General features: G+C 67.8%; 14 protein-coding genes, 1 tRNA gene and 1 pseudogene. 6 read left to right on the top strand and 10 right to left on the bottom strand.

Features of this window, described 5'->3' with window-relative positions:
• Positions 1 to 112: 112 nt before the first annotated feature.
• Positions 113 to 472: pseudogene (locus ACWDUN_RS21405) on the top strand (integrase core domain-containing protein); the annotation flags it as partial.
• A gap of 290 nt (positions 473 to 762) precedes the next feature.
• Here the strand turns inward: ACWDUN_RS21405 and ACWDUN_RS21400 are convergent.
• The 6 genes from ACWDUN_RS21400 to ACWDUN_RS21375 all read right to left on the bottom strand — a co-directional run bounded on the left by ACWDUN_RS21400 (position 763) and on the right by ACWDUN_RS21375 (position 12,081).
• Entirely contained in the window at positions 763 to 2,124 is a 1,362-nt protein-coding gene (locus tag ACWDUN_RS21400) for a hypothetical protein (protein WP_449932004.1), read from the bottom strand.
• 691 nt (positions 2,125 to 2,815) lie between these two features.
• Positions 2,816 to 2,889 (bottom strand) — tRNA-Met (locus ACWDUN_RS21395).
• 63 nt (positions 2,890 to 2,952) lie between these two features.
• A complete protein-coding gene (locus ACWDUN_RS21390) occupies positions 2,953 to 4,335 on the bottom strand; it encodes an FAD-binding oxidoreductase (RefSeq protein ID WP_449932003.1) in 1,383 nt (460 codons plus the stop codon).
• Positions 4,336 to 4,426: 91 nt separating this feature from the next.
• Complete coding sequence (locus ACWDUN_RS21385) at positions 4,427 to 7,840, bottom strand: BTAD domain-containing putative transcriptional regulator (protein WP_449932002.1); 3,414 nt, start codon at positions 7,838 to 7,840, stop codon at positions 4,427 to 4,429.
• Positions 7,841 to 7,942: 102 nt separating this feature from the next.
• Positions 7,943 to 10,954, bottom strand: coding sequence for a UPF0182 family protein (locus ACWDUN_RS21380; RefSeq protein ID WP_449932001.1), 3,012 nt, complete (start codon positions 10,952 to 10,954; stop codon positions 7,943 to 7,945).
• Between the two features lie 86 nt (positions 10,955 to 11,040).
• Positions 11,041 to 12,081 (bottom strand): YlbL family protein, encoded by a 1,041-nt coding sequence (locus tag ACWDUN_RS21375; protein ID WP_449932000.1) that lies wholly within the window; start codon positions 12,079 to 12,081, stop codon positions 11,041 to 11,043.
• An 81-nt stretch (positions 12,082 to 12,162) separates the two neighbouring features.
• On the opposite strand from ACWDUN_RS21375, the gene ACWDUN_RS21370 reads away from it, so the two are divergent.
• The 3 genes from ACWDUN_RS21370 to ACWDUN_RS21360 are packed head-to-tail and all read left to right on the top strand — an operon-like array spanning position 12,163 to position 15,746.
• Positions 12,163 to 13,497, top strand: coding sequence for a zinc-dependent metalloprotease (locus tag ACWDUN_RS21370; protein ID WP_449931999.1), 1,335 nt, complete (start codon positions 12,163 to 12,165; stop codon positions 13,495 to 13,497).
• 35 nt (positions 13,498 to 13,532) lie between these two features.
• Positions 13,533 to 14,378: a cyclodehydratase gene (locus tag ACWDUN_RS21365; protein ID WP_449931998.1), complete on the top strand. Its 846-nt coding sequence runs from the start codon at positions 13,533 to 13,535 to the stop codon at positions 14,376 to 14,378.
• A gap of 42 nt (positions 14,379 to 14,420) precedes the next feature.
• Positions 14,421 to 15,746 carry a macrolide-binding ATPase MABP-1 gene (locus ACWDUN_RS21360; RefSeq protein ID WP_449931997.1) on the top strand — a complete coding sequence of 442 codons (1,326 nt, stop codon included), beginning with the start codon at positions 14,421 to 14,423 and terminating at the stop codon, positions 15,744 to 15,746.
• A gap of 63 nt (positions 15,747 to 15,809) precedes the next feature.
• Here ACWDUN_RS21360 and ACWDUN_RS21355 read toward each other — a convergent pair whose 3' ends face one another.
• From ACWDUN_RS21355 to ACWDUN_RS21340, 4 genes are all read right to left on the bottom strand, one after another.
• A complete protein-coding gene (locus ACWDUN_RS21355) occupies positions 15,810 to 16,082 on the bottom strand; it encodes a WhiB family transcriptional regulator (protein ID WP_449931996.1) in 273 nt (90 codons plus the stop codon).
• Positions 16,083 to 16,229: 147 nt separating this feature from the next.
• Positions 16,230 to 16,412 (bottom strand): hypothetical protein, encoded by a 183-nt coding sequence (locus tag ACWDUN_RS21350; protein ID WP_449931995.1) that lies wholly within the window; start codon positions 16,410 to 16,412, stop codon positions 16,230 to 16,232.
• Between the two features lie 132 nt (positions 16,413 to 16,544).
• Entirely contained in the window at positions 16,545 to 18,638 is a 2,094-nt protein-coding gene (locus ACWDUN_RS21345; RefSeq protein ID WP_449931994.1) for an ATP-dependent DNA helicase UvrD2, read from the bottom strand.
• A 38-nt stretch (positions 18,639 to 18,676) separates the two neighbouring features.
• Positions 18,677 to 19,420 carry an SDR family oxidoreductase gene (locus tag ACWDUN_RS21340; RefSeq protein WP_449931993.1) on the bottom strand — a complete coding sequence of 248 codons (744 nt, stop codon included), beginning with the start codon at positions 19,418 to 19,420 and terminating at the stop codon, positions 18,677 to 18,679.
• 59 nt (positions 19,421 to 19,479) lie between these two features.
• Between ACWDUN_RS21340 and ACWDUN_RS21335 the strand changes: the two genes are divergently transcribed.
• Together ACWDUN_RS21335 and mrx1 are read left to right on the top strand one after the other, a co-directional pair.
• On the top strand, positions 19,480 to 19,965 hold the full coding sequence (locus ACWDUN_RS21335) for an RrF2 family transcriptional regulator (protein WP_449931992.1): 486 nt from the start codon (positions 19,480 to 19,482) through the stop codon (positions 19,963 to 19,965).
• Between the two features lie 12 nt (positions 19,966 to 19,977).
• Positions 19,978 to 20,220, top strand: coding sequence for a mycoredoxin Mrx1 (gene mrx1 / locus ACWDUN_RS21330; protein WP_449931991.1), 243 nt, complete (start codon positions 19,978 to 19,980; stop codon positions 20,218 to 20,220).
• The last annotated feature ends 20 nt before the right edge of the window (positions 20,221 to 20,240 follow it).

Genomic DNA, 20,240 nt, shown 5'->3' with positions numbered 1-20,240 from the left:
GACGTGCGCTCGGCGTCCCCTACCCTGGGGGCTCGGAAGGTAGCTACTCCCGGCGGTCTTCGGCACCCGACCATCGGCCGCCAGCGTCGCCAAGCCGCAGATGTCCGCGATCTCAATTCCCGCTGCAGGTACGCGCACCGCAATACAGCTTCGGGCACCAAAGCGAGCGCGCCGGACTAGGCAGTTTCGCTCAAGAAGATTCGTGCATGCTCTACACGACCACGAGATGGTCGGCTCTATGGGACGCGTCGGTGCGGCCGGTGACAACGCCGCCATGGAGAGCTTCTTTTCCCTGCTGCAGAAGAACGTCCTCGACCGCCGCCGCTGGGACACCCGCGAGCAACTGCGCATCGCGATCGTCACCTGGATTGAACGCACCTACCACCGACGGCGCCGCCAGGCCGGCCTCGGCCGGTTGACCCCCATCGAATTCGAAGCCATCATGACCACACCGGCCAGTCAGGCCGCGTGACCGAAACTGTCACCTGATCGTGCAGCAGACCCAAAGCAACGTCAGCACCGTTCCACTCACGTTGCCAGCGATGAATATTCCGATCGTCTCCAGCGAGTTCTGTACTGAGAACTGGCCGGGGTCTGGCACCTGCAGCGCGATGTCCAGGTCATCCCGATACAGCTCAGTGAGCAGCTCGTGGGCGTCCCACTTCGAGCGCGGGTGCAGCGACGTGAACAGAGACGGCCTTATGACGACTCTCGGCTTTTCGTCCGTGGCAGAACCTAATCCCCACCTTCGGCACATCGCCGCTAATCTTCCCAGCCCTGGAAGCCGTCGGCGAACGCAAGCACACGCGGAGCAAGGGGGCTCAGAGGCGGGCACATGTTCCTACGCGTGAAGCCGGGTCCATTCTGCAACGCCCGGTATCCCTCTGCACCTTCCGGATACCGAGCCAAGAACTCCCGTATTGTCGCAGCGTCTACACCGGCATCGGGATACAGAACCCGGTCAAGCTTCTCCTGCAGGGGCCCCAATAGCGGCTGAAGTCTCTTGATCATGTCCAGCACGCTGGGGTCAGACGTCATGTTTTCCAACTCGTCACGCTTCAGCCAGGGCTTTCCCCGTTCCTCCTTGGTGAACTCGAACATGTACCGACGATCCATGTACACGTTGACGGCGTTCTCCCCCTTGAGACGCGCGGCGAAGTCATACTTGAAGGCGTTGATGTCTCCGTGCAGCAAGGCATCGCGCATCTTGAGCAGCCAACGGTACTCAAACGATGTCGTCTTCAGATCGGTGAACAGCGCCAGTACGGCCTGCTCCTGGGGTGTCTTGCGGGCGAAGGTTTCGCGCACTGCGCGAAGGGTCTGGTCTTCATGGCTCTGGAGGGCGCTGGTAAAGCTAATCAGCGCGGACCTCACTTGGCGCCTGTGCTCATCCCACGCATCTTCATCAAAGATGCCGATCCTATTGTCCTGCAGGTCTTTAAGTATCGAGACCAGCTGGTGCAGAAACCTGTCGCTCTCATCGGATATGTGTCCCAGTAGCTCACTGTCCAACATCTTCCGAAGCCGTTCGTACGCATCGCGATACCGCTTGTCGTCGTCATCAGTCAACGAACACACCTTCTCGAAAATTGGGGCGTCGGAGCGGCTGGGGTCCAGATGGATCAGGATCGCGCCGTATGGGTCTGTTGCGGCCTCTGCGTCCTGTGCCTCAAGTTCGGCGTTGCGCTTCCCCAGCAGTTCCATCGCTTCCTGCATCTGCTTGGCCGCGCCGGCAATGCGCTGCTCAACCTCATCAGTCGCGGGCAGACCTTCAGTAAGCCATCGCCTGCTACCAGACAACACATCGTCCAACGCAGCCTTCAGGTGCGCGTGGGCAGTGGCGCGGGAGTATCTATCTCGCACGTCAGACGTGTCCGCCCAGTCCATGATCACGTCGGTCGTCGCCTGCGTTACTGCGACTACGGCTTCCAGCGCCAGCAGCATCGCGGGCGTCCGAGACGCGACGATGTACCGCATCACCACGGCCTGCAGAGCTTCAAGTGCGTTATTGGCAAAATCGGTCGCGCTATCGCCGTCCATGTCATCAAACGCCGAGGCAAACGCCTCCAGCCGGTCGACCCAGCTTCGTACCCGATCTAATTCTTCCTGATTGTCGTCCTCCACGTCCGTACCTTTCCTCGTACTGTCACACCGCCTGTGGCTCCCTTCGCGTGGGCAGCCGCACAGAATGACACACGGGCGCGACAAGAGCACGGCAATGTCGGGGCGTGTCTCCACCCACCTGCCCTCACCGCGGCGGGGTCGGGCGGTAACCCCGAGGGTGTGTCCAGGCGAAGGTATTAGGAGCCGCGACCACGAACGGTTGCAGACCCAAACCCCCGGGGACAGATGCGTAGCCGCGGCCAGGCCGCTCAGGACGATGACCGTCGTCGTTATTCACGACAGCCTGCCACCAGTGCCGACGACATTGGGCTTGGCCCATACCCTCCTGCCGCCATGGCGTTTCGTCGTTTCGTTTCGTTTCGTCGTTTCGTTTCGTTAATTGCTTTCGGCGTCGCGCCTGCGGAAGTACCTCGATGCGCTCGCCATCGACTCATCTGTGCCGCCGGCAACACCGACACCCGCCCGGGGCCGAGGCTCTACTGTTCCCACCCGATTCGCTGACCGAGACCGAGCAGACCGCTCGCGATCAGCTCATGCTCGTAGTTGCGAGCGAAGCCACAGACCGGCGCAGATGGCCACCCCGAAGGAGTGCGCCTCTCTCGATCGATTAGCGTGGCTAATGTTCACAAATGCGTTCACAAACCCAGTGAAAACGGCCCCCGGAGTGATCTCCGGGGGCCGTTCTACCTAGTAGCGGGGACAGGATTCGAACCTGCGACCTCTGGGTTATGAGCCCAGCGAGCTACCGAGCTGCTCCACCCCGCGTCGGTAAACACAAGATTACCCAAGGGGGTTCGGCACACCAAATCGTCTGGTCAGCCCCGGTTTTTAGGCGCTGAAGCGGACCGCCTGCCCGGTCGCGAGGACACCACTGGGGTCATACCGGTCGGCCAGTGCCGCCAACCAGTGCCGGGTGTCCTCGTCATAGACCCGTGCCATACGCGCGGGATCGGCGGACGGCGCGAAATTGGGCAGCAGACCACCGGTCGACCACGGCTGCAGCGCCCGGGTCAGGGCGCGCGCCTGCGCCGGCACCAGATCGGCCTCCGGCCCCATCGGGACACCGATGATCGTCACCGCGTAGTTGGCGTTGCGATGGCAGAACGCGCTGCGGTGCGGCGCCTGCCGCGCCATCGCGCCGCCCAGCAGGCGCACCTCGACGATGGTCTGCACCGAGCCGGAGCCCGGACCGGCCGCGGCCACCAGGACATCGACGACCTCAGATGCGCACCCGCGCAACAAGGTCTGGTCCTCGTAGACCGGCATCGGATCCACCGGGTCGGCATGCACTGCGCCGATGGCCGCGTACGGCAACACCCCGACGGTGTCGAGCACCGGTGTCGCGGCCTCCCGTATCGGCGCCAGAAGTGCTGCGGCCTCGGCGAAATCGTCGAGTGCGGTGTAGCGCACCGCCACCGTCAACCGGCCTGCCAACTGTTCGGGCACACCCGGCAGCGGCGGCAGCTGTTGGAAGGCGATCGAGGTGTTGATGTTCTCCGGCAGTCCAGCACACCACTGCGCCCAGGTGCGCAGCACCTCGGGTGCATCGGCACCGTCGAAATACAGGGCGCCGCCGTAGAATTCGCTGATGGGCAGCAGGTCGATCTCGACCGCGGCCACGATGCCCAGGGTCGCCTTGCCGCCGCGCAGACCCCAGAACAGGTCCGCGTGCTCCTGCGGCGTCACCCGCAGGTACTCCCCCGTCCCGGTCACCAGATCGAACGACCGGACGTAGTCGCTGGACACCCCGACGCTGCGGACCAGCGGGCCGATGCCGCAGCCGGTGAGAAAGCCCACAACCCCCACGCTCGGTGAGGATCCGCACAGCGCGGCCAGCCCGTGCGGCGCCGCGGCGTCGAGCACGTGCTGCCAGCGCGCGCCGGCACCGACGCGGGCGGTCCGGTTCACCGGGTCGACCGTGCAGTCGGTCATTGCGCCGGTGTGTACCAGCAGGGTGTCGGCACCGATGGGGATCGCGCCGTGTCCGGTCGCCTGCACCGTGACCTTCATCCCGTGCGCGTCGGCGAACCGGACGGCCTCGGCGATGTGGTGCGGGGAGGTCGCGAACACGACGGCGGCCGGCCGCACCGGCACGGCGACATTCCACGGGGTGCAGCGTTCGTAGCCGGGCTCGCCGGGCAGCGCCACCAGGGCGCTGACATGGTCGGGCAGCGTCGACAACACGTCGTCGACCGATTCGGCCAGGGTCATGCGGGGTCCTTTCACACAGTTGGGTTGGGCAACTGTGCAGAGCTTCCCGCGGCGCACTTGGCATCTTCTTGGAGAACGCTCCAAGTCGGTGTCAATACAGGTCACGAGCCCTTCTGGCGACACCGGCCATGCCCAGGCGACCCGCTTCGGTGTGCACGGCAGCGGCGAGTTCGGCCCGTCGGGCACCGGCGGTGAGCTCGCATTCCAGCAGATCGCAGCGCACCCGCGCGGGCAGCGCACCGGTGCGCTCAGCGAGTGCGCGGGCGACGGACAAGTGTGCGTGCGCTTTCGCCACCTCACCGCGCAGTGCATGCAACCGTGCGGTGGCCAGCGCCACCGGGCCGGCGATCCCGACCTGACCGATGACCGCGATCCAGTCCAGGAACGGCTCCAACGCGGTCAGCAGGCTGCCGGCGAACTCCGCCAGCCCGTGCTCGGCCGCCAGATGGGCCAGGAAGGTGTTGTGCCCCAGCGTCGTCCAGATGATCGATTCGTCCGCACCGACCCGCTGCAACCGGGCGGCCAGCATGTCGCGCGCCGCATCCGGGTCGGCCTGCATCGCCAGGGCCACCGCGTGCGCCAACCCGACCAGGCTCTGCCCGCCGAAGGCCGCCTCGGCGGCCACGTCCGGCAACTGCGGCGGCGGACCGCCGAGTTCCCACAGCAGGCTCGCCTCGGCCAACATGCCGCTGCCCGCGACATACAGCTCGGTCTGTTCGTGCACCTCGGCGGCGATGGCGTGGTGCCGGTGCGCCTCGGCGAAATCACCGCGCCAGATCGCCTGCACCGCCTCCATCCAACGCATTTGCGCACGCAGGACCGGCAGTTGCAGGTCCTCGCTGCCGGCGATCCCGGCGGCCAGGTACCGCTGCGCACCGGCCACGTCACCGAGTGCCATCGCGGCCATGGTCGCCACCGAGGCGGCGATGACGCTGTCCTCACGAAAGCGGCTGTGCTGCAGACGGTTCAACTCATCCACCCAGGCCAGTGACTGTTCGCTCATCGTCGCGACACCGGAGTAGGTGATCAACCGGCCCATCAGCACATCGGCGGTGACATCGGGATCGGACACCGCGGCGGCCAACGCGGCGGCGCGATCCAGGATGCCCGCCGCCACAGCCGGATCGGGGTCATAGCAGTGCCCCACCGCCAGCGCGGCCAGTACACGCGCACCGGCGGCGGGTTCGGCATCGGCCAGATCGGCGGCACGCGCCAGCAGACCCAGCAGCTCACCGGGATCCTCGCCCGGCGCCAACCACGGCCATCCGCCGCTGGCCCGCAGCAGCGCACTGGCCACCCGACCCGCCGTCGCGGCCCGACCGGCGCGCAGCGCCTCCACCAGATAACGCTCGACCGCGTCCAGCACCAGCCGCCCACGACCGGCCCGCGAGTGGGCCTCCAGCATCGCCACGGTCAGCGCGTCACGTTCGGCATCGGACTGGTGAGTCGGTGGCAGCCGGTCATAGGCATCCAGTGCCGCCTGCCACCAGCGCGCCGCGATATCCGAACTCCAACTGGCCGTGGCCCGTTCGGCGGCCAGCCGACAGGCCGCCACCACCTCGTGCGGTTCCACCAGTGGCAGCGCCGCGACCAGATGCCCCGCGCGGCGGGTCAGCGCCTCGTCGGAGCCGGCATCGATCAGCACCTCGGCCACCTTCGCGTGTACCCGCTGACGCCGCAGCGCCGGCATGGCGGCGATCAACTGGGCGCGTAGCAGCCCATGCGCGAACACATAACCGTCACCGGTCGGCGAGGCCACCACGATGCGCTCGTCGGCGGCCTCGTCGAGATAGTCGGCCAAGGTGTCCAGGTCGAGCCTGGTCGCACCGGCCAGCACCGGCAGCGCGTCGCGGTCGATGGCGTCACCGATGATCGCCGCGGTCCGAAGTACTTGCAGCACGGCAGGATCCAGCGTGGCCAACCGCCGCTCGAGCACCGATTTCACCGCGATCGGGATCTCCTCCCCGAGCCGCTCGGCGCGGGGCAGGCGCGCGTACTCGGACACGAAGAACGGGTTGCCGCCGGTGCGGTCGGCCAACGCGCGCGCCTCGTCCTCGCCCACCTCGTCGTCGGCCACCTGGTTGGCCAGCGTCGCGACATCCTGCGCACTCAGCGCGGGGACCTCGATATGCCGGTTCGCGACACCGCGCGTGGCAGTGCCCAACAGCCGCAACACCTCCGAGGAGTGCTCCCCGTCGCGGACGGTGAGGATCATCGCCAGCGGACGGTCACGCAACGCACCGGCGATATAGGCCAGGCACGCCGCCGACGCCGAATCCGCCCACTGCACATCGTCGATGACGACGGCGAGCAGGTTCGGTGCCGACTCCAGTAGCCGCTGCACGCGCTCGTACACGGCGAAGCGGGCGGTGTCCGGATCGGCCTGCGCGGGCACCACCAGCACCTCGTCGGCGTCGGCGCCCAGCGCCCGTACCAGCTGGCGCATCGGCCACCACGGCGGCGTGCCGCGCTCGTCCGGGCAGCCCACCCACACGCAGTCCCCGCCGGCGGCACGCACCCGGGCGACCGCCTCCTCGGCCAGCCGGGTCTTGCCGATTCCGGGTGGGCCGGACAGCACCAGCCATCGCGTCGCGCCGGTTTCGGCGTCCTGCAGAATCGTTGTAATCGTGTCGAATTCACGCCGACGACCCACGAGTTCGCGCGCGGCGGGCGCTGTTTCCGGCGTCGTTGCGGGGGCCGGCGTCGGGGTGGCAACCGTCTGCGCACCCGTCCATCCGGGCGACCGTGGCCACGCCGCGAGTTCCGGGGCCTGCCGCAGCACGGCGGTCTGCAGCTGCTGCAGCTCGGTCCCCGGCTGCAGGCCGAGTTCGGTGTCGAGCAGCCGGGCATGGGCGGTATAGGCCTCCAACGCCTCGGCCGTACGTCCCGCGCGGTACAGCGTGACCATCTGCAACCAGCAGCCCCGATCCCGATAGGGGTCGGCCGTGCGGAGCTGCTGGATATCGGCCAGCGCCGAGGACATCCGGCCCAGCGCCAGCAGGGCGGTGATCCGGGCGTCCAGGCACTCGTTGCGCAGATCGTCGATGCGCGCGGTTTCGGCTGTCACCCAGGGCTGGTCGCGCAGGTCCGCCAGCAGCGGCCCGCGCCAGAGCGCGAGCCCCGCGTCCGCGGCGACGACGGCGTCATCCCACTGTCCCTCGGCGATCGCGGCGGCGGCACGAACGGCGGCGTCGGCCAGCGCCGCGGTGTCGACAACCGCGGCGCCGACGTCGAGGTGATAGCCCGGTGATTGGCGGACGATCGGCGAGACCCCGGCGTCATCGCGCAGCACCCGACGCAGATTCGAGACATAGGCCTGCAGGCTGGCGGTGGCGCTGCCAGGGGCGTCGTCGCCCCACACCGCGTCGATCAGCCGGTCCACCGAGACGACACTGCCCTGGGCCAGCAGCAGGACCGCGAGCACGGCGCGCTGCTTGGGCGGGCCTATGTCGAGCGGCACACCGTCACGCACCACCTGCAGTGGTCCGAGCAGCCGATAGTGCACGGCGGCAGTGTAATGGCGACCGTGCCCGCGAGCGTGCGTGAACTGCTGTCAGAACACGGAGTGTCTGTGCTCAGACACGCACGCTCGCCGGGAAGGTGAGGGTCAGCGCGCCTCGCGGTAGCGGTTCATCGCGTCGTCGAGGCGCTGCAGCGCCTCACCGAACTGGGCGAAGTCACCACTGGTCTGCGCCTCGGCCATATTGTCCAGGGCGGCGTTGACCTCTTGCAGCGCATCGGCCTTGGGGCCCGACAGCGTCACCGGTCCGCTCGGCGGCACCGCGGCGGCCGGCGGCTCGGCGGCCGGTGCCCGACCCTGCTGGGCGGCCGGCGGATTGGCCGCCGGTTCACCGTTGGCCGGGGCCGCCGGCGGACGGGCCGGCTGACCCTCGGCGGGCGCCGGGCCCGTCGCGGTCGCACCGGCACCGGCACCGAAGATCTCGTCCAGGGCGTCGCGGACCGTCGGGCCGTAGCCGACCTTGTCGTTGTACATCATCGCCACACGGATCAGGCGCGGGTAGGACGACGCGGCGTCACTGGCGCCCGGTGAGGCGTAGATCGGCGCGACGTAGAGCAGTCCACCATTGCCGATCGGCAACGTCAGCAGGTTGCCCCACCGGATGCGGTTCTGGCCGTCACGACCGATCTGTCCCAACTCCGTGGAGATCGCCGTGTCGGTGCTGATCGCGTTGAAGGCCAGCTTGGGACCGTTGACCTGACCTGGCACGGTGAGCACGGTCAGTTGGCCGTAGGTGTCCGGGTCCGAGCTCGCGCTGATGTAGGCGGCCAGGAAGTCACGCCGGATCCAGTTCATGGCGCTGGTCAGCTGGAACGACGGCTGGCCGTTCTGCTGGGCCAGGTCCTTGGCGACGATGTAGTACGGCGGCTGGAAGCTGCTGGCCGTCGGGTTGGGATCCAGTGGCACATCCCAGAAGTCGGCGTTGGTGAAGAATTTCACCGGGTCGTCGACGTGGTACTTGGCCAGCAGGGAACGCTGCACCTTGAACAGATCCTCGGGGTAGCGCAGGTGCTGCTGCAGTTCCTCGGAGATATCGGCCTTGGGCTTCACCGTGTCGGGGAACACCGACATCCACGCCTTGAGCACCGGGTCGTTCTCGTCCTGGGCGTACAGCGTGACGGTGCCGTCATAGGCGTCGACGGTGGCCTTGACCGAGTTGCGGATATAGGAGACCTGCTTGTCGGGCAGCAGCCTGTTGACCGCCACCTCGTTGGAGTCGATGGTGGCGCTCGACAGCGTCGTCAGCTCGGAGTACGGGTAGTTGTCGAGCGTGGTGTAACCGTCGACGATCCACACCATCCGCTTGTTGACGATCGCCGGATACACACCGTTGTCGGTGGTCAGCCACGGCGCCACTGCCTCGACCCGCTCGGCCGGATCACGGTTGAACAGGATCTTGCTGTTCTCACCAATGACATTGGACAGCAGGAAGTTGCGCTCGGCGAACTTGGCGGCGAACACCGCACGCGCCAGCCAGTTGCCGACCGGGACACCACCGGAACCCTGATAGGTGTAGTTCTTGGTCTCGGTGTTGGTCTCGTAGTCGTATTCACGGTCGACATCGCCGACCTTGCCGACGATGGCGTAGTCATCGGGTGCGCTGGCGATCACCGGGCCGAAGTACACGCGCGGCTGATCCAGCGGTGCGGGACCGGGTGACACCACGCTGCCGTTGGCACCGACCACGCTGGCCAGGAACTCCGGATAGCCGCCGTTCTGGTTGGGATCGTTGGCGATACCGCGCACCGTGTTGGCCGGCGAGGCGACGAAGCCGTTGCCGTGGGTGTACACGGTGTGCCGGTTGATCCAGTCGCGCTGGTTGTCGATCAGCCGGTCCGGGTTGAGCTCGCGGGCGGCCACCACGTAATCGCGGATCTGCCCGTCCGGGCCCTCGTAGCGGTCCATCGACAGCTGGTCAGGGAAGTTGTAGAAGTTCTTGCCCTGCTGGAACTGGGTGAACGCGGGGCTGACGATGGTCGGATCGAGCAGCCGGATGTTCGAGGTGGTGGCGGTGTCCGCGGACACCTGCTGGGCGGTGGCGTTGGCGTCACCGCTGTAGTTGCGGTACTCCACCGTCTGGTCGGTCAGCCCGTAGGCGTCCCTGGTCGCGGTGATACTGCGACTGATGTACTCGCTCTCCTTCTGCGCCGCGTTCGGCTTGACGCTGAATTGCTCGACGATCAGCGGCCAGCCCGCACCCACCACCAGCGAGGACAGCAGCAGCAGCACCAGGCCGATGGCCGGGATGCGCAGATCGCGCAGTACCAGCGCGGAGAACACCGCCACCGCGCAGATGACCGCGATGGCCAGCAGGATCAGCTTGGCCGGCAGCACCGCGTTGATATCGGTGTAGCCGGCGCCGGTGAACGGCTTGCCGGCCCGGGTGTTGCTGAGCAGTTCGTACCGGTCCAGCCAGTAGGCGACGGCCTTGAGCAGCACCAGCGTGCCGGCCAGCGCGATCAGCTGGATGCGCGCGGCCCGGCTGAGCGCGCCGGACCGCCCGGCCAGCCGGATACCGCCGAACAGGTAGTGGCCCAGCAGGTTTGCCGCGAACGCCAGGAACACCGCGACGAACAAGTAGGTCAGCACCAGCCGGTAGAACGGCAGGTCGAAGGCGTAGAAGCCGAGGTCGATGCCGAACTCTGGGTCCGTGACGCCGAACTCGCCGCCGTTGAGGAACAGCTGCACCGGGGCCCAGTAGCTCTGCGCGACGATACCGGCGAGCAGGCCGATGAACACCGGCACACCGATGCCGAACAGGCGCAGCCGGCTCATCACCGTGGTGCGGTAACGGGCCACCGGATCATTGGGGCCCGCGGTCGGCACGAACACCGGCCGGGTGCGGTAGGCCAGGGCCAATCCGGCGAAGACGACGGCGCCGATGAGGATGGCCACCACGAAGAACAACGCGATGCGGGTCAACAGCACGGTGGTGAACACCGACCGGTACCCGAGCTCACCGAAGAACAACCAGTCGACGTAACCGTCGACGAACCGTGGCCCCACCAACAACAACAGGACAACTGCTACCGCGACACCGATCAGGATTCGGCTCCGGCTGGTCAGCTGCGGCATTCGTGCCGCCGGCCGCATACCCAACTCGTCAACTCCACTCTGGTTTCGTGGCGTGAGGGGTGACGCGCCACAACTGATCTAATGCTACGCACCAACCGCCAAGGAGATTCTCAGCACGTCGGGGGTTCGCCACCGGCGGAAATCGCGTTGAGGGCATCCACCGCGCCGGCGAGGGTGTCGACCTTCACCAGCTGCAGACCGTCCTCGCGACCCGTCAGCGCCTCGGCACAGTTGTCGGCCGGCACCAGGAAGATCGTCGCGCCGGCCTCGCGGGCGGCCACCATCTTGTGGGTGATCCCCCCGATCGAGCCGACCTTGCCCTCGGCGTCGATGGTGCCGGTGCCCGCGACGAACTTGCCGTCGTTGAGGTCGCCGGTGGTCAGCTTGTCGACGACGGCGAGGCTGAACATCAACCCGGCCGAGGGCCCGCCGATATTGGCCAGGTTGAACTCGATGTCGAACTGCGCCCAGGGGGCGTCGACCACGCCGATGCCGAGGTAGCCCTGCGGCCCCTCGGGGTGCTCACCCAGCGTCACGGTGGTGGTGCCGGCCGGGGCATTCTTGCGGCGGAAGTCGATGACGAGTTGGTCGCCTGGCTTGGTGTCCTTCACCACCGCCTGGAAAGCCGCCAGGTCGGGCACCGCGATGTTGTTGACCATGTCGATGGCGTCACCGGGTTCCAGCTTGCCCGCCGACGGTCCCTTCTCCTCCACCGTCGACACGCTGACGGCCTTCGGATATTTCAGGTAGGACAGCGCCGCATACTCGGCGTCGTCCTCGGACTGCCGGAACTCGGTCGTATTGGCCTGGTCGATATCGTCCCTGGACTTGTCCGGCGGGTACACCAGATCGCGCGGCACCAGCTGGTCGCTTCCCGACATCCACAGCACCAGCGCCTGGCCCAGGGTCAGCCCGTCGCGCTGGGCCACCGTCGTCATGTTCAGGTGCCCGCTGGTCGGGTGGGTGATGTCACCGGCCACTCCGTCGGTGCTCTTGATATCGACGACCTGCTTGCCGTCCACCTCGCCGAGGGTGTTGAAGGTCGGACCCGGCCCGAGCGCCACATAGGGCACCGTCACGACCGACAGCAGCAATCCGAAGGCCACGATGGGCACCAACGCCACCACCAGGGTCAGAATCCGCCTGTTCACGCCGCCCACAGTAGAGCGCGTTCACCCACAGCGTGACCCGCGGCCCTACCCGCGCGGCGGCCGGTGGGTACCGTTGACGGTATGTCTGACCTGCCATTCGGCTTCTCCTCCGGTGATGACCCGGATCGCGACAAGCGAAAAAATGATCCCACCGGGGATCCCTTCGGGGTGGGCGGTGCCGGTTTCGACATGTCCGATCTCGGCCAGATCTTCACCCGGCTCGGCGAGATGTTCAGCGGCGCAGGCGGTATGAGCGCCGGCGGCCAGAGTGGGCCGGTCAACTACGACCTGGCCCGTCAGCTCGCGTCGAACTCGATCGGTTTCGTCGCCCCGGTGCCCGAGGCCACTGCCACCGCGCTGGCCGACGCGGTCCGGTTGGCCGAGACCTGGCTCGACGGTGCCACCCCGCTGCCGGCCGGCACCACCCGCACCGCCGCGTGGACACCGTCGGACTGGATCGACAACACGATGGAGACCTGGAAGCGGCTGTGTGACCCGGTGGCCCAGCAGATCTCCACGGTCTGGGCCCAGGCGCTGCCCGAGGAGGCCAAGGCCATGGCCGGCCCGCTGCTGGCGATGATGTCGCAGATGGGTGGCATGGCGTTCGGCAGCCAGCTCGGCCAGGCGCTGGGCAAGCTGGCCGGCGAGGTGCTGACCTCCACCGATATCGGTCTGCCGTTGGGTCCCAAGGGAGTTGCGGCGCTTATGCCCGCCGCGGTGGACACCCTGTCGGAAGGTCTGGAGCAGCCGCGCAGCGAGGTGCTGACCTTCCTGGCCGCCCGCGAGGCCGCCCATCACCGGCTGTTCAGTCACGTGCCGTGGTTGTCGAGCCAGCTGCTCAACAATGTCGAGGCCTTCGCCAAGGGCATGAAGATCGACATGTCCGGTATCGAGGACATGGCCCAGGGCTTCAATCCGGCGTCGCTGTCGGACCCGGCCGCCATGGAGCAGCTGCTCAGCCAGGGCATGTTCGAGCCCAAGGCCACCCCCGAGCAGACCGCCGCGCTGGAGCGGCTGGAGACGATGCTCGCGCTGATCGAGGGTTGGGTGCAGACCGTCGTCACCGCCGCGCTCGGTGACCGGCTGCCCGGCACCACCGCGCTGAGCGAGATGCTGCGCCGCCGGCGCGCGACCGGCGGCCCGGCCGAGCAGACCTTCGCGACGCTGGTCGGTCTGGAACTGCGGCCCCGCAAGATGCGCGAGGCCGCCGCGCTGTGGGAGAAGCTGACCGAGGCCGTCGGGGCCGACGCCCGCGACGCGGTGTGGCAGCACCCCGACCTGCTGCCGGCCTCTGACGATCTGGACGAGCCCGCCGGGTTCATCGACCGCGTGATCGGCGGGGACACCAGCGGTATCGATCAGGCTCTGGCCGACCTGGAGCGCAACGAGGGCCCGGACGGGCCTGTGGATAACTGAGGCGGCCCGCGCGCCGTCCGTGACACAGTCGACGGATGCGGCGCTACGCACTCAATCCGTCGATGCCCGTGCTGTGGCGACCCGACGGCACCGTGCAGGTGGGGTGGGACCCCCGGCGCGCGGTGCTGGTGCACCCACCGGCCGGGCTGACCGCCGCCGCATTGGCCCGACTGCTGCGCGGAATGCACGACGCGATGACCACCGAGGAGCTGGTGGCCCGGGCCGCCGAACTGGGCGCCGAGCAGTCCGCCGCCGCGATCGCCGACCTGCTGGCGGCATTGGTGACCGCCGGTGTGGTGGTCGCCTCCCGAGACACGCATCGACCGGTCGCCGTCCGCGTCCACGGCCGCGGACCGCTGTCGGACCTGTTGGCCGGCGCGCTGCGCTGTTCGGGCACCCGCGTCAGCCGCACCAATCGGGGGCATGCGGTCGTGACGGCCGATCGCACCGACCTGGTGGTGCTCGCCGATGCACTGGTCGCCGACCCGCGTGTACTGCGCGACCTGCACGCCGCCAAGGTCGCGCATCTGCCGGTGCTGGTGCGCGACGGCGTCGGCCTGGTCGGTCCCCTGGTGCTACCCGGTGTCACCTCCTGTCTGACGTGTGCCGACCTGCACCGACGCGACCGTGACGAGGCATGGCCGGCAATCGCCGCGCAATTGCGCCACACCATGGGCACCGCCGACCGGGCCACCCTGCTGGGTACCGCCGCGCTGGCGCTGACCCAGGTGGACCGGGTGGTGCGCGCGATCCGTTCCGACCCCGACGAGACGGTCACGGCGACGGCGCCGCTGACGCTGGACACCACGGTGGAGTTCGACGTCGCCGACGGGTCGGTGGTGACCAAGCGGTGGTCCCGGCATCCGGGGTGTTCCTGTTGACATCGTCCGTTGCCAGTTCGTTGCGGCGTATTCAGGTGCGTCATGGATGATGGACGGGTGTCAGAAATCAAACGACGCAGCGTCGCCCGTAACGCGAAGCTGGCGACTCTGCCCGTCGGCTTTGCCGGACGGGCCGCGCTCGGATTCGGCAAGCGGCTGACCGGCAAATCCAAGGATGAGGTCACCGCCGAACTGATGGACAAGGCTGCTCAGCAACTGTTCACGGTGCTCGGTGAGCTCAAGGGCGGGGCGATGAAGGTCGGCCAGGCCCTGTCGGTGATGGAGGCCGCCATCCCCGAGCAGTACGGCAAGCCCTACCGCGAGGCACTGACCAAGCTGCAGCGCGAGGCGCCGCCGCTGCCCGCGGCCAAGGTGCACCGCGTCCTGGATCAGCAGCTGGGCACCAAGTGGCGGGAGCGCTTCCAGAGTTTCGATGACACCCCGGTGGCCTCGGCCAGCATCGGCCAGGTGCACAAGGCGGTGTGGGCGGACGGCCGCACCGTGGCGGTCAAGATCCAGTACCCGGGTGCCGATGAGGCGCTGCGCGCCGACCTGAAGACGATCCAGCGCCTCACCGGCGTGTTCAAGCAGCTGGCGCCGGGCGCCGATATCGAAGGTGTGGTCGATGAACTGATCGAACGCACCGAGATGGAGCTGGACTACCGGCTGGAGGCCGACAATCAGCGGGCGTTCGCCAAGGCCTATGCCGACGACCCGCACTTCGCGATACCGCGCATCGTGGCCAGCGCGCCCAAGGTCGTGATCGCCGAGTGGATGGACGGCATCCCGATGTCGGTGATCATCCGGGAGGGCACACCCGAACAGCGCGATCTGATGGGTACCCGGCTGACCGAGCTGACTTTCGGCGCCCCGACGCGTCTGGAGATGATGCACGGCGACGCGCATCCGGGGAATTTCATGCTGCTGCCCGACGGCCGGATGGGTGTCATCGACTTCGGTGCGGTGGCCCCGCTGCCGGGCGGATTCCCGTCCTCGCTGGGGACCTGCATCCGGCTGGCCCGGGACAAGAACTACGACGAACTGTTACCGACGATGGAAGCCGCCGGGTTCATCCAGAAGGGCGAGCAGGTCTCGATCGAAGAGGTCGACGACATGCTGCGTCAGTACGTGGAGCCGGTGGAGGTCGAGGTCTTCCACTACACGCGGCGCTGGATCCAGAAGATGGCCGCCGGTCAGATCGACAATTCGGTGGCGCAGATCAAGATGGCCCGGCAGCTGGATCTGCCTGCGCACCTTGCCATTCCGCTGCGGGTGATCGCCTCGACCATCGCGATCTGCTGTCAGCTGGATGCCCATGTGCCGGTGCGCGCCATCGCGACCGAACTGGTGCCGGGCTTCACCGACTGAATGCGGGACTCCGGTTCCCGGCGGGGCGATCCCGCCGGGAACCGGAGTCCCGCGTCGACGTCATCACGCCGCCTCGCGGGAGTCCTTGCGGGGACGTCCCCGCGGCCGCTTGCGCGCCACGATGGCGCCGCGTTCGATGATCTCGCCGCCCCAGACGCCCCACGGCTCTTGTCGTTCCAGCGCCTCGGACAGGCACAGGGTGCGGATCGGGCAGTCCGCGCACAGCGCCTTGGCGCGCTCCAGTTCGGACGGGCTCTCGGCAAACCACAGGTCGGGATCGGCCTCGTGGCACGGCACCGCGGGCAGTGTGCGTTCTAGGCATGCCTGTAAGGACATGTCTTGGTCCCCTACTTCCTGGTCGTGTTCTCTCGGTGTCGGTCTTGTTCTCGGACCGGTGACCAGGTGTTCGGGGTTCTTCCCAAAACAATGGCCACGGATCCGGTGAGCGCGGGTCCGTGGCCTTTTCGGCGGTGCGGGGCTTACCTAGGTGGTACCCCGATTCACGGACGCGACGATCTCGTGGGCGGTGCGGCGCTTGTGCTGCGGCGCGGCGGCGACAGCGGGCGCCCAACCAGCTCGTGCGGCGACAGACATGCCGGCGACAGCAACAAAGGCCAGCGGCATACCGCTGACGTTTACGTTGCTGCGCATGGTGATAATCGACATCGGGCCGCCTCCTTCCGAGAGATCAAGTCGCCTGTATCCGGTGATCTTGAGGCTAGAGCCTAACAGCAGAAAACCACAAGCGATTTTCTGACCAGCGGTTTTGGCCGAATTTGTGCGAAAGTTGGCAGGTTCTCAGGATCGGGCTTTGACCAGTGCCAGCACATCGGGCCCGTACTGCTCGAGCTTGCGCGCCCCGATGCCCGGGATCGCGACCAGCGCGGCGGCATCCGTCGGCAAGGTCTCGGCGATGGCGATCAGCGTGTTGTCGGTGAACACCACGTAGGCCGGCACCTTCATCTCCTGGGAGGTGCGCAGCCGCCAGTCCTTCAGCGCGGCAAGCAGTTCCTCGTCGATATCGGACGGGCAGCTCTCACAGCGGCGCAGCATGATCGCCGTCGGCGCGGTCAGCGGACTGTTGCAGACCCGGCAGCGCGGCGTGGTCCCGCGGGACCGTTTCGCCCGGGTCGGGTTGGCATCTGCCGGAGTCTGCGGTGCCACGCCGTTGAGGAATCGCGACGGCCGCCTGCCTTGGCGTCCGCCCGGGGTGCGGGCCAGCGCCCACGACAGCGTCAGGTGCACGCGCGCCCGGGTGACCCCGACGTAGAGCAGCCGGCGTTCCTCCTCCACGGCCTCGCTGTCGGGACCGTGGGACAACGCATGCGAGATGGGCAGGGTGCCGTCGGCCAAGCCGACGAGGAACACTGCATCCCATTCCAGGCCCTTGGCGGCGTGCAGCGAGGCCAGCGTCACGCCCTGCACCACCGGTGGGTGCCGCGCGTCGGCACGCTGGCGCAGCTCGGCCAGCAATCCGGCCAGATCCAGCGAGGGGCGTTGCGCCACTTCCTCATCCACCAGTTCGGCCAAGGCCAGCAACGCCTCCCAACGTTCGCGGGCCTTGGTACCCGTGGGCGGCTCGGCCGTCAATCCCAGCGGCTCGAGGATGGCACGCACGAAGGCAGGCAGGTCACCCTCGGTGTCGCGATCGACGTTGCGCTGCAGGGCGATCAGTGCCTGCCGAATCTCCTGGCGGCTGAAGAACCCTTCACCGCCGCGCACCTGAAAGGCGATACCGGCCTCGGTGAGCGCCTCCTCGTAGACCTCGGATTGCGCATTGATCCGGTACAGCACCGCAATTTCTGCTGCGGCCGTGCCGGATTCGATGAGCTTCTTGACCTTCTTGGCGACGGCAGCGGCCTCGGCGACCTCATCGGGGTATTCGGCGAACGACGGTTTGGGGCCGGGATCACGCTGGCCGACCAGGTGCAGCTTGCTGCCGGCCATCCGTCCGCGCGCGGCGGCGATCACCCGGTTGGCCAGCGACACCACCTCGGGCGTGGAGCGGTAGTCGCGTTCCAGGCGCACCACGGTGGCCTCGGGGAAGCGCCGGGAGAAGTCCAGCAGGTACCGCGGGGTGGCGCCGGTGAAGGAGTAGATGGTCTGGTTGGCGTCCCCGACGACGGTCAGGTCATCGCGATTGCCGAGCCACGCGTCGAGCACGCGCTGCTGCAGCGGGGTGACGTCCTGATACTCGTCGACGACGAAGCAGCGGTAGCGGTCCCGGAATTCGCTCGCGACGGCGGAGTCGTTCTCGATGGCGGCGGCGGTGTGCAGCAGCAGATCGTCGAAGTCGAGCAGGGTGGTGCCGTCACGGTGGGTCTTGAGCTTCTCGTAGCCGGCGTAGACCTTGGCGACGGTGCCCGCCTCCATCGGCACGTCGCGACGCACCTTGGCGACGGCGGCCGCGTACTGCTCGGGGGTGATGAGCGAGGCCTTCGCCCATTCGATCTCACCGGCCAGATCGCGCACGTCATCGGTGCTGGCCTGGACGGCGGCCCGGTTGGCGGCCTGGGCGACGACGGCGAACTTGGAATCCAGCAGTTGCCATCCGGTGTCGCCGACCACCCGGGGCCAGAAGTACTGCAGCTGGCGACGCGCCGCGGCGTGGAAGGTGACGGCCTGCACCGCGCCGGTGGGCACGCCGGCCTGCTCCCCCAGTGCGCGCAGCCGACCGCGCATCTCGCCTGCGGCACGCGCGGTGAAGGTCACCGCGAGCACCTGACCGGGGGCGACGTGACCGCCCACCACCAGGTGTGCGATGCGCCGGGTGATGGTGCGGGTCTTGCCGGTGCCGGCACCGGCGAGCACACACACCGGGCCGCGCGGGGCGAGGACGGCCTCGCGCTGTTCGTCGTCGAGGTCGCCGAGGAGACTGTCGACGGACGGCATGGCCTCCATCATGGCAGCCCGGTGTGACACCGGTCCGCTCAGCGCTGCCGGGCGAGCCAATCCTCGAAGGAGGTGCCGGCCAGCCGGGCCCCGGGTCCGGGCAGCAGGACGTCACCGGCCATCTCCGGCCCGAACACCGATGACCACGTCGGGACCAGCTTGACGGTGCGGCCGCGCGCCTGATGGGTGCGCCGCGCCATGTCCACCAGATCCTGGGTTTCGGGTCCGGCCACGTCGACGTGGCGACCCTGGGGATCACCGACCGCGACCTCGGCGAGGATCGCGGCGATATCGTCGGGGTCGATCGGCTGCACCAGCAGCGGCGCGATCTCGGCGACGCCGTCGCGCTCGGTCCAGCCGGCGACCATCTCGGCGAAATCGTGGAACTGGGTGGCCGGCACCACCGTCCAGGGCACGTTGCCCGCGGCGATCAGGCGCTCCTGTTCGCGCTTGCCTGCGTAGTGCGGATTTCCGTCGATGGCGTGGATGCCGACGATGGACAGCAGCACGTGATGGCGCACACCGGCCCGTTGTTCGGCGGCCAACAGGTTGCGGGTGGTGGTGCCGAAGTACTGCGCGGTGGCGTCGCGCTCGGTGGGCGGTGAGCTGATCACGTCGATGACCGCGTGCACACCGGCCAGCGCGGTGTCCAGTCCCGCCCCGGTGGACAGGTCCACCCCGCGGGAACGACTGATCTCGACGACGTCGTGGCCCTGCCGGTGCAGCGCGGCGACGGTGCGTGTCCCGATGTTGCCGGTGGCTCCGGCGACGGCGATCCGCATGACGAACTCCTTAATTATGGACTTAATTGGTCTTTAATATATGTAATACAATTCGGGCTGTGAAGCTTCCCGTCGCCACCGAATGGGCGCTGCACTGCGTGACCTCGCTGGCCCAGCTCGAACCCGGCACCGCCGCGCCGGCGGCCGGACTCGCCGAGTACTTCGACCTTCCGGTCGCCTACCTGACCAAACAATTGCAGGCCCTGGTCAAGGCCGGTGTACTGTCCGCACGCACGGGCCCTCGGGGCGGATTCCGACTGGGCCGCGAACCCGGCGAGATCACGCTGTTGCAGATCGTCGAAGCCGTCGACGGCGGCGCGTCGCCATATGAATGCCGCGAGATCCGCCAACAGGGCCGCGGTGCGCTTCCCCCGGAGGACTGCCTGCACACCTGCGTCCTGGCGGTCAAGATGGACGATGCCCACCGCGCCTGGCGGGCCAGCCTCGACGGTGTCAGCCTCGCCGATATCCTCGGGTCACTGCCGCCGTGGGCGCCCGAGCGGACGCGCGCACTACTGTTGGGAAATAACGGAACCCGTCGATAGGTTGATCGCGCTATGAGCAATGCCCAGCTGACCATGTACACCACGACGTGGTGCGGTTTCTGCAACCGCCTCAAGACCGCGCTCAAGGCCGAGGGCATCGCCTGGGACGAGATCGACATCGAGGCCGACCCGGCCGCCGCGGAATTCGTCGGATCGGTCAACAACGGCAATCACGTGGTGCCCACCGTGAAATTCGCCGACGGCTCGACGATGACCAACCCGAGCATCAAGCAGGTCAAGGCCAAGCTCGGCTGAGTTGTCGGTGCTTCGAACTA

Source organism: Mycobacterium sp. NPDC003323 (genome assembly GCF_053589535.1).
This window is presented reverse-complemented; position numbering and strand designations above follow the sequence as displayed.

Coding starts and splice junctions, on each gene's coding strand:
- ACWDUN_RS21390 (WP_449932003.1), bottom strand. CDS start 4,335: ATGACCCTGGCCGAATCGGTCGACGACGTGTTGTCGACGCTGCCCGAC.
- ACWDUN_RS21370 (WP_449931999.1), top strand. CDS start 12,163: ATGTCTGACCTGCCATTCGGCTTCTCCTCCGGTGATGACCCGGATCGC.
- ACWDUN_RS21365 (WP_449931998.1), top strand. CDS start 13,533: ATGCGGCGCTACGCACTCAATCCGTCGATGCCCGTGCTGTGGCGACCC.
- ACWDUN_RS21360 (WP_449931997.1), top strand. CDS start 14,421: ATGGATGATGGACGGGTGTCAGAAATCAAACGACGCAGCGTCGCCCGT.
- ACWDUN_RS21355 (WP_449931996.1), bottom strand. CDS start 16,082: ATGTCCTTACAGGCATGCCTAGAACGCACACTGCCCGCGGTGCCGTGC.
- ACWDUN_RS21350 (WP_449931995.1), bottom strand. CDS start 16,412: ATGTCGATTATCACCATGCGCAGCAACGTAAACGTCAGCGGTATGCCG.
- ACWDUN_RS21345 (WP_449931994.1), bottom strand. CDS start 18,638: ATGCCGTCCGTCGACAGTCTCCTCGGCGACCTCGACGACGAACAGCGC.
- ACWDUN_RS21340 (WP_449931993.1), bottom strand. CDS start 19,420: ATGCGGATCGCCGTCGCCGGAGCCACCGGCAACATCGGGACACGCACC.
- mrx1 (WP_449931991.1), top strand. CDS start 19,978: ATGAGCAATGCCCAGCTGACCATGTACACCACGACGTGGTGCGGTTTC.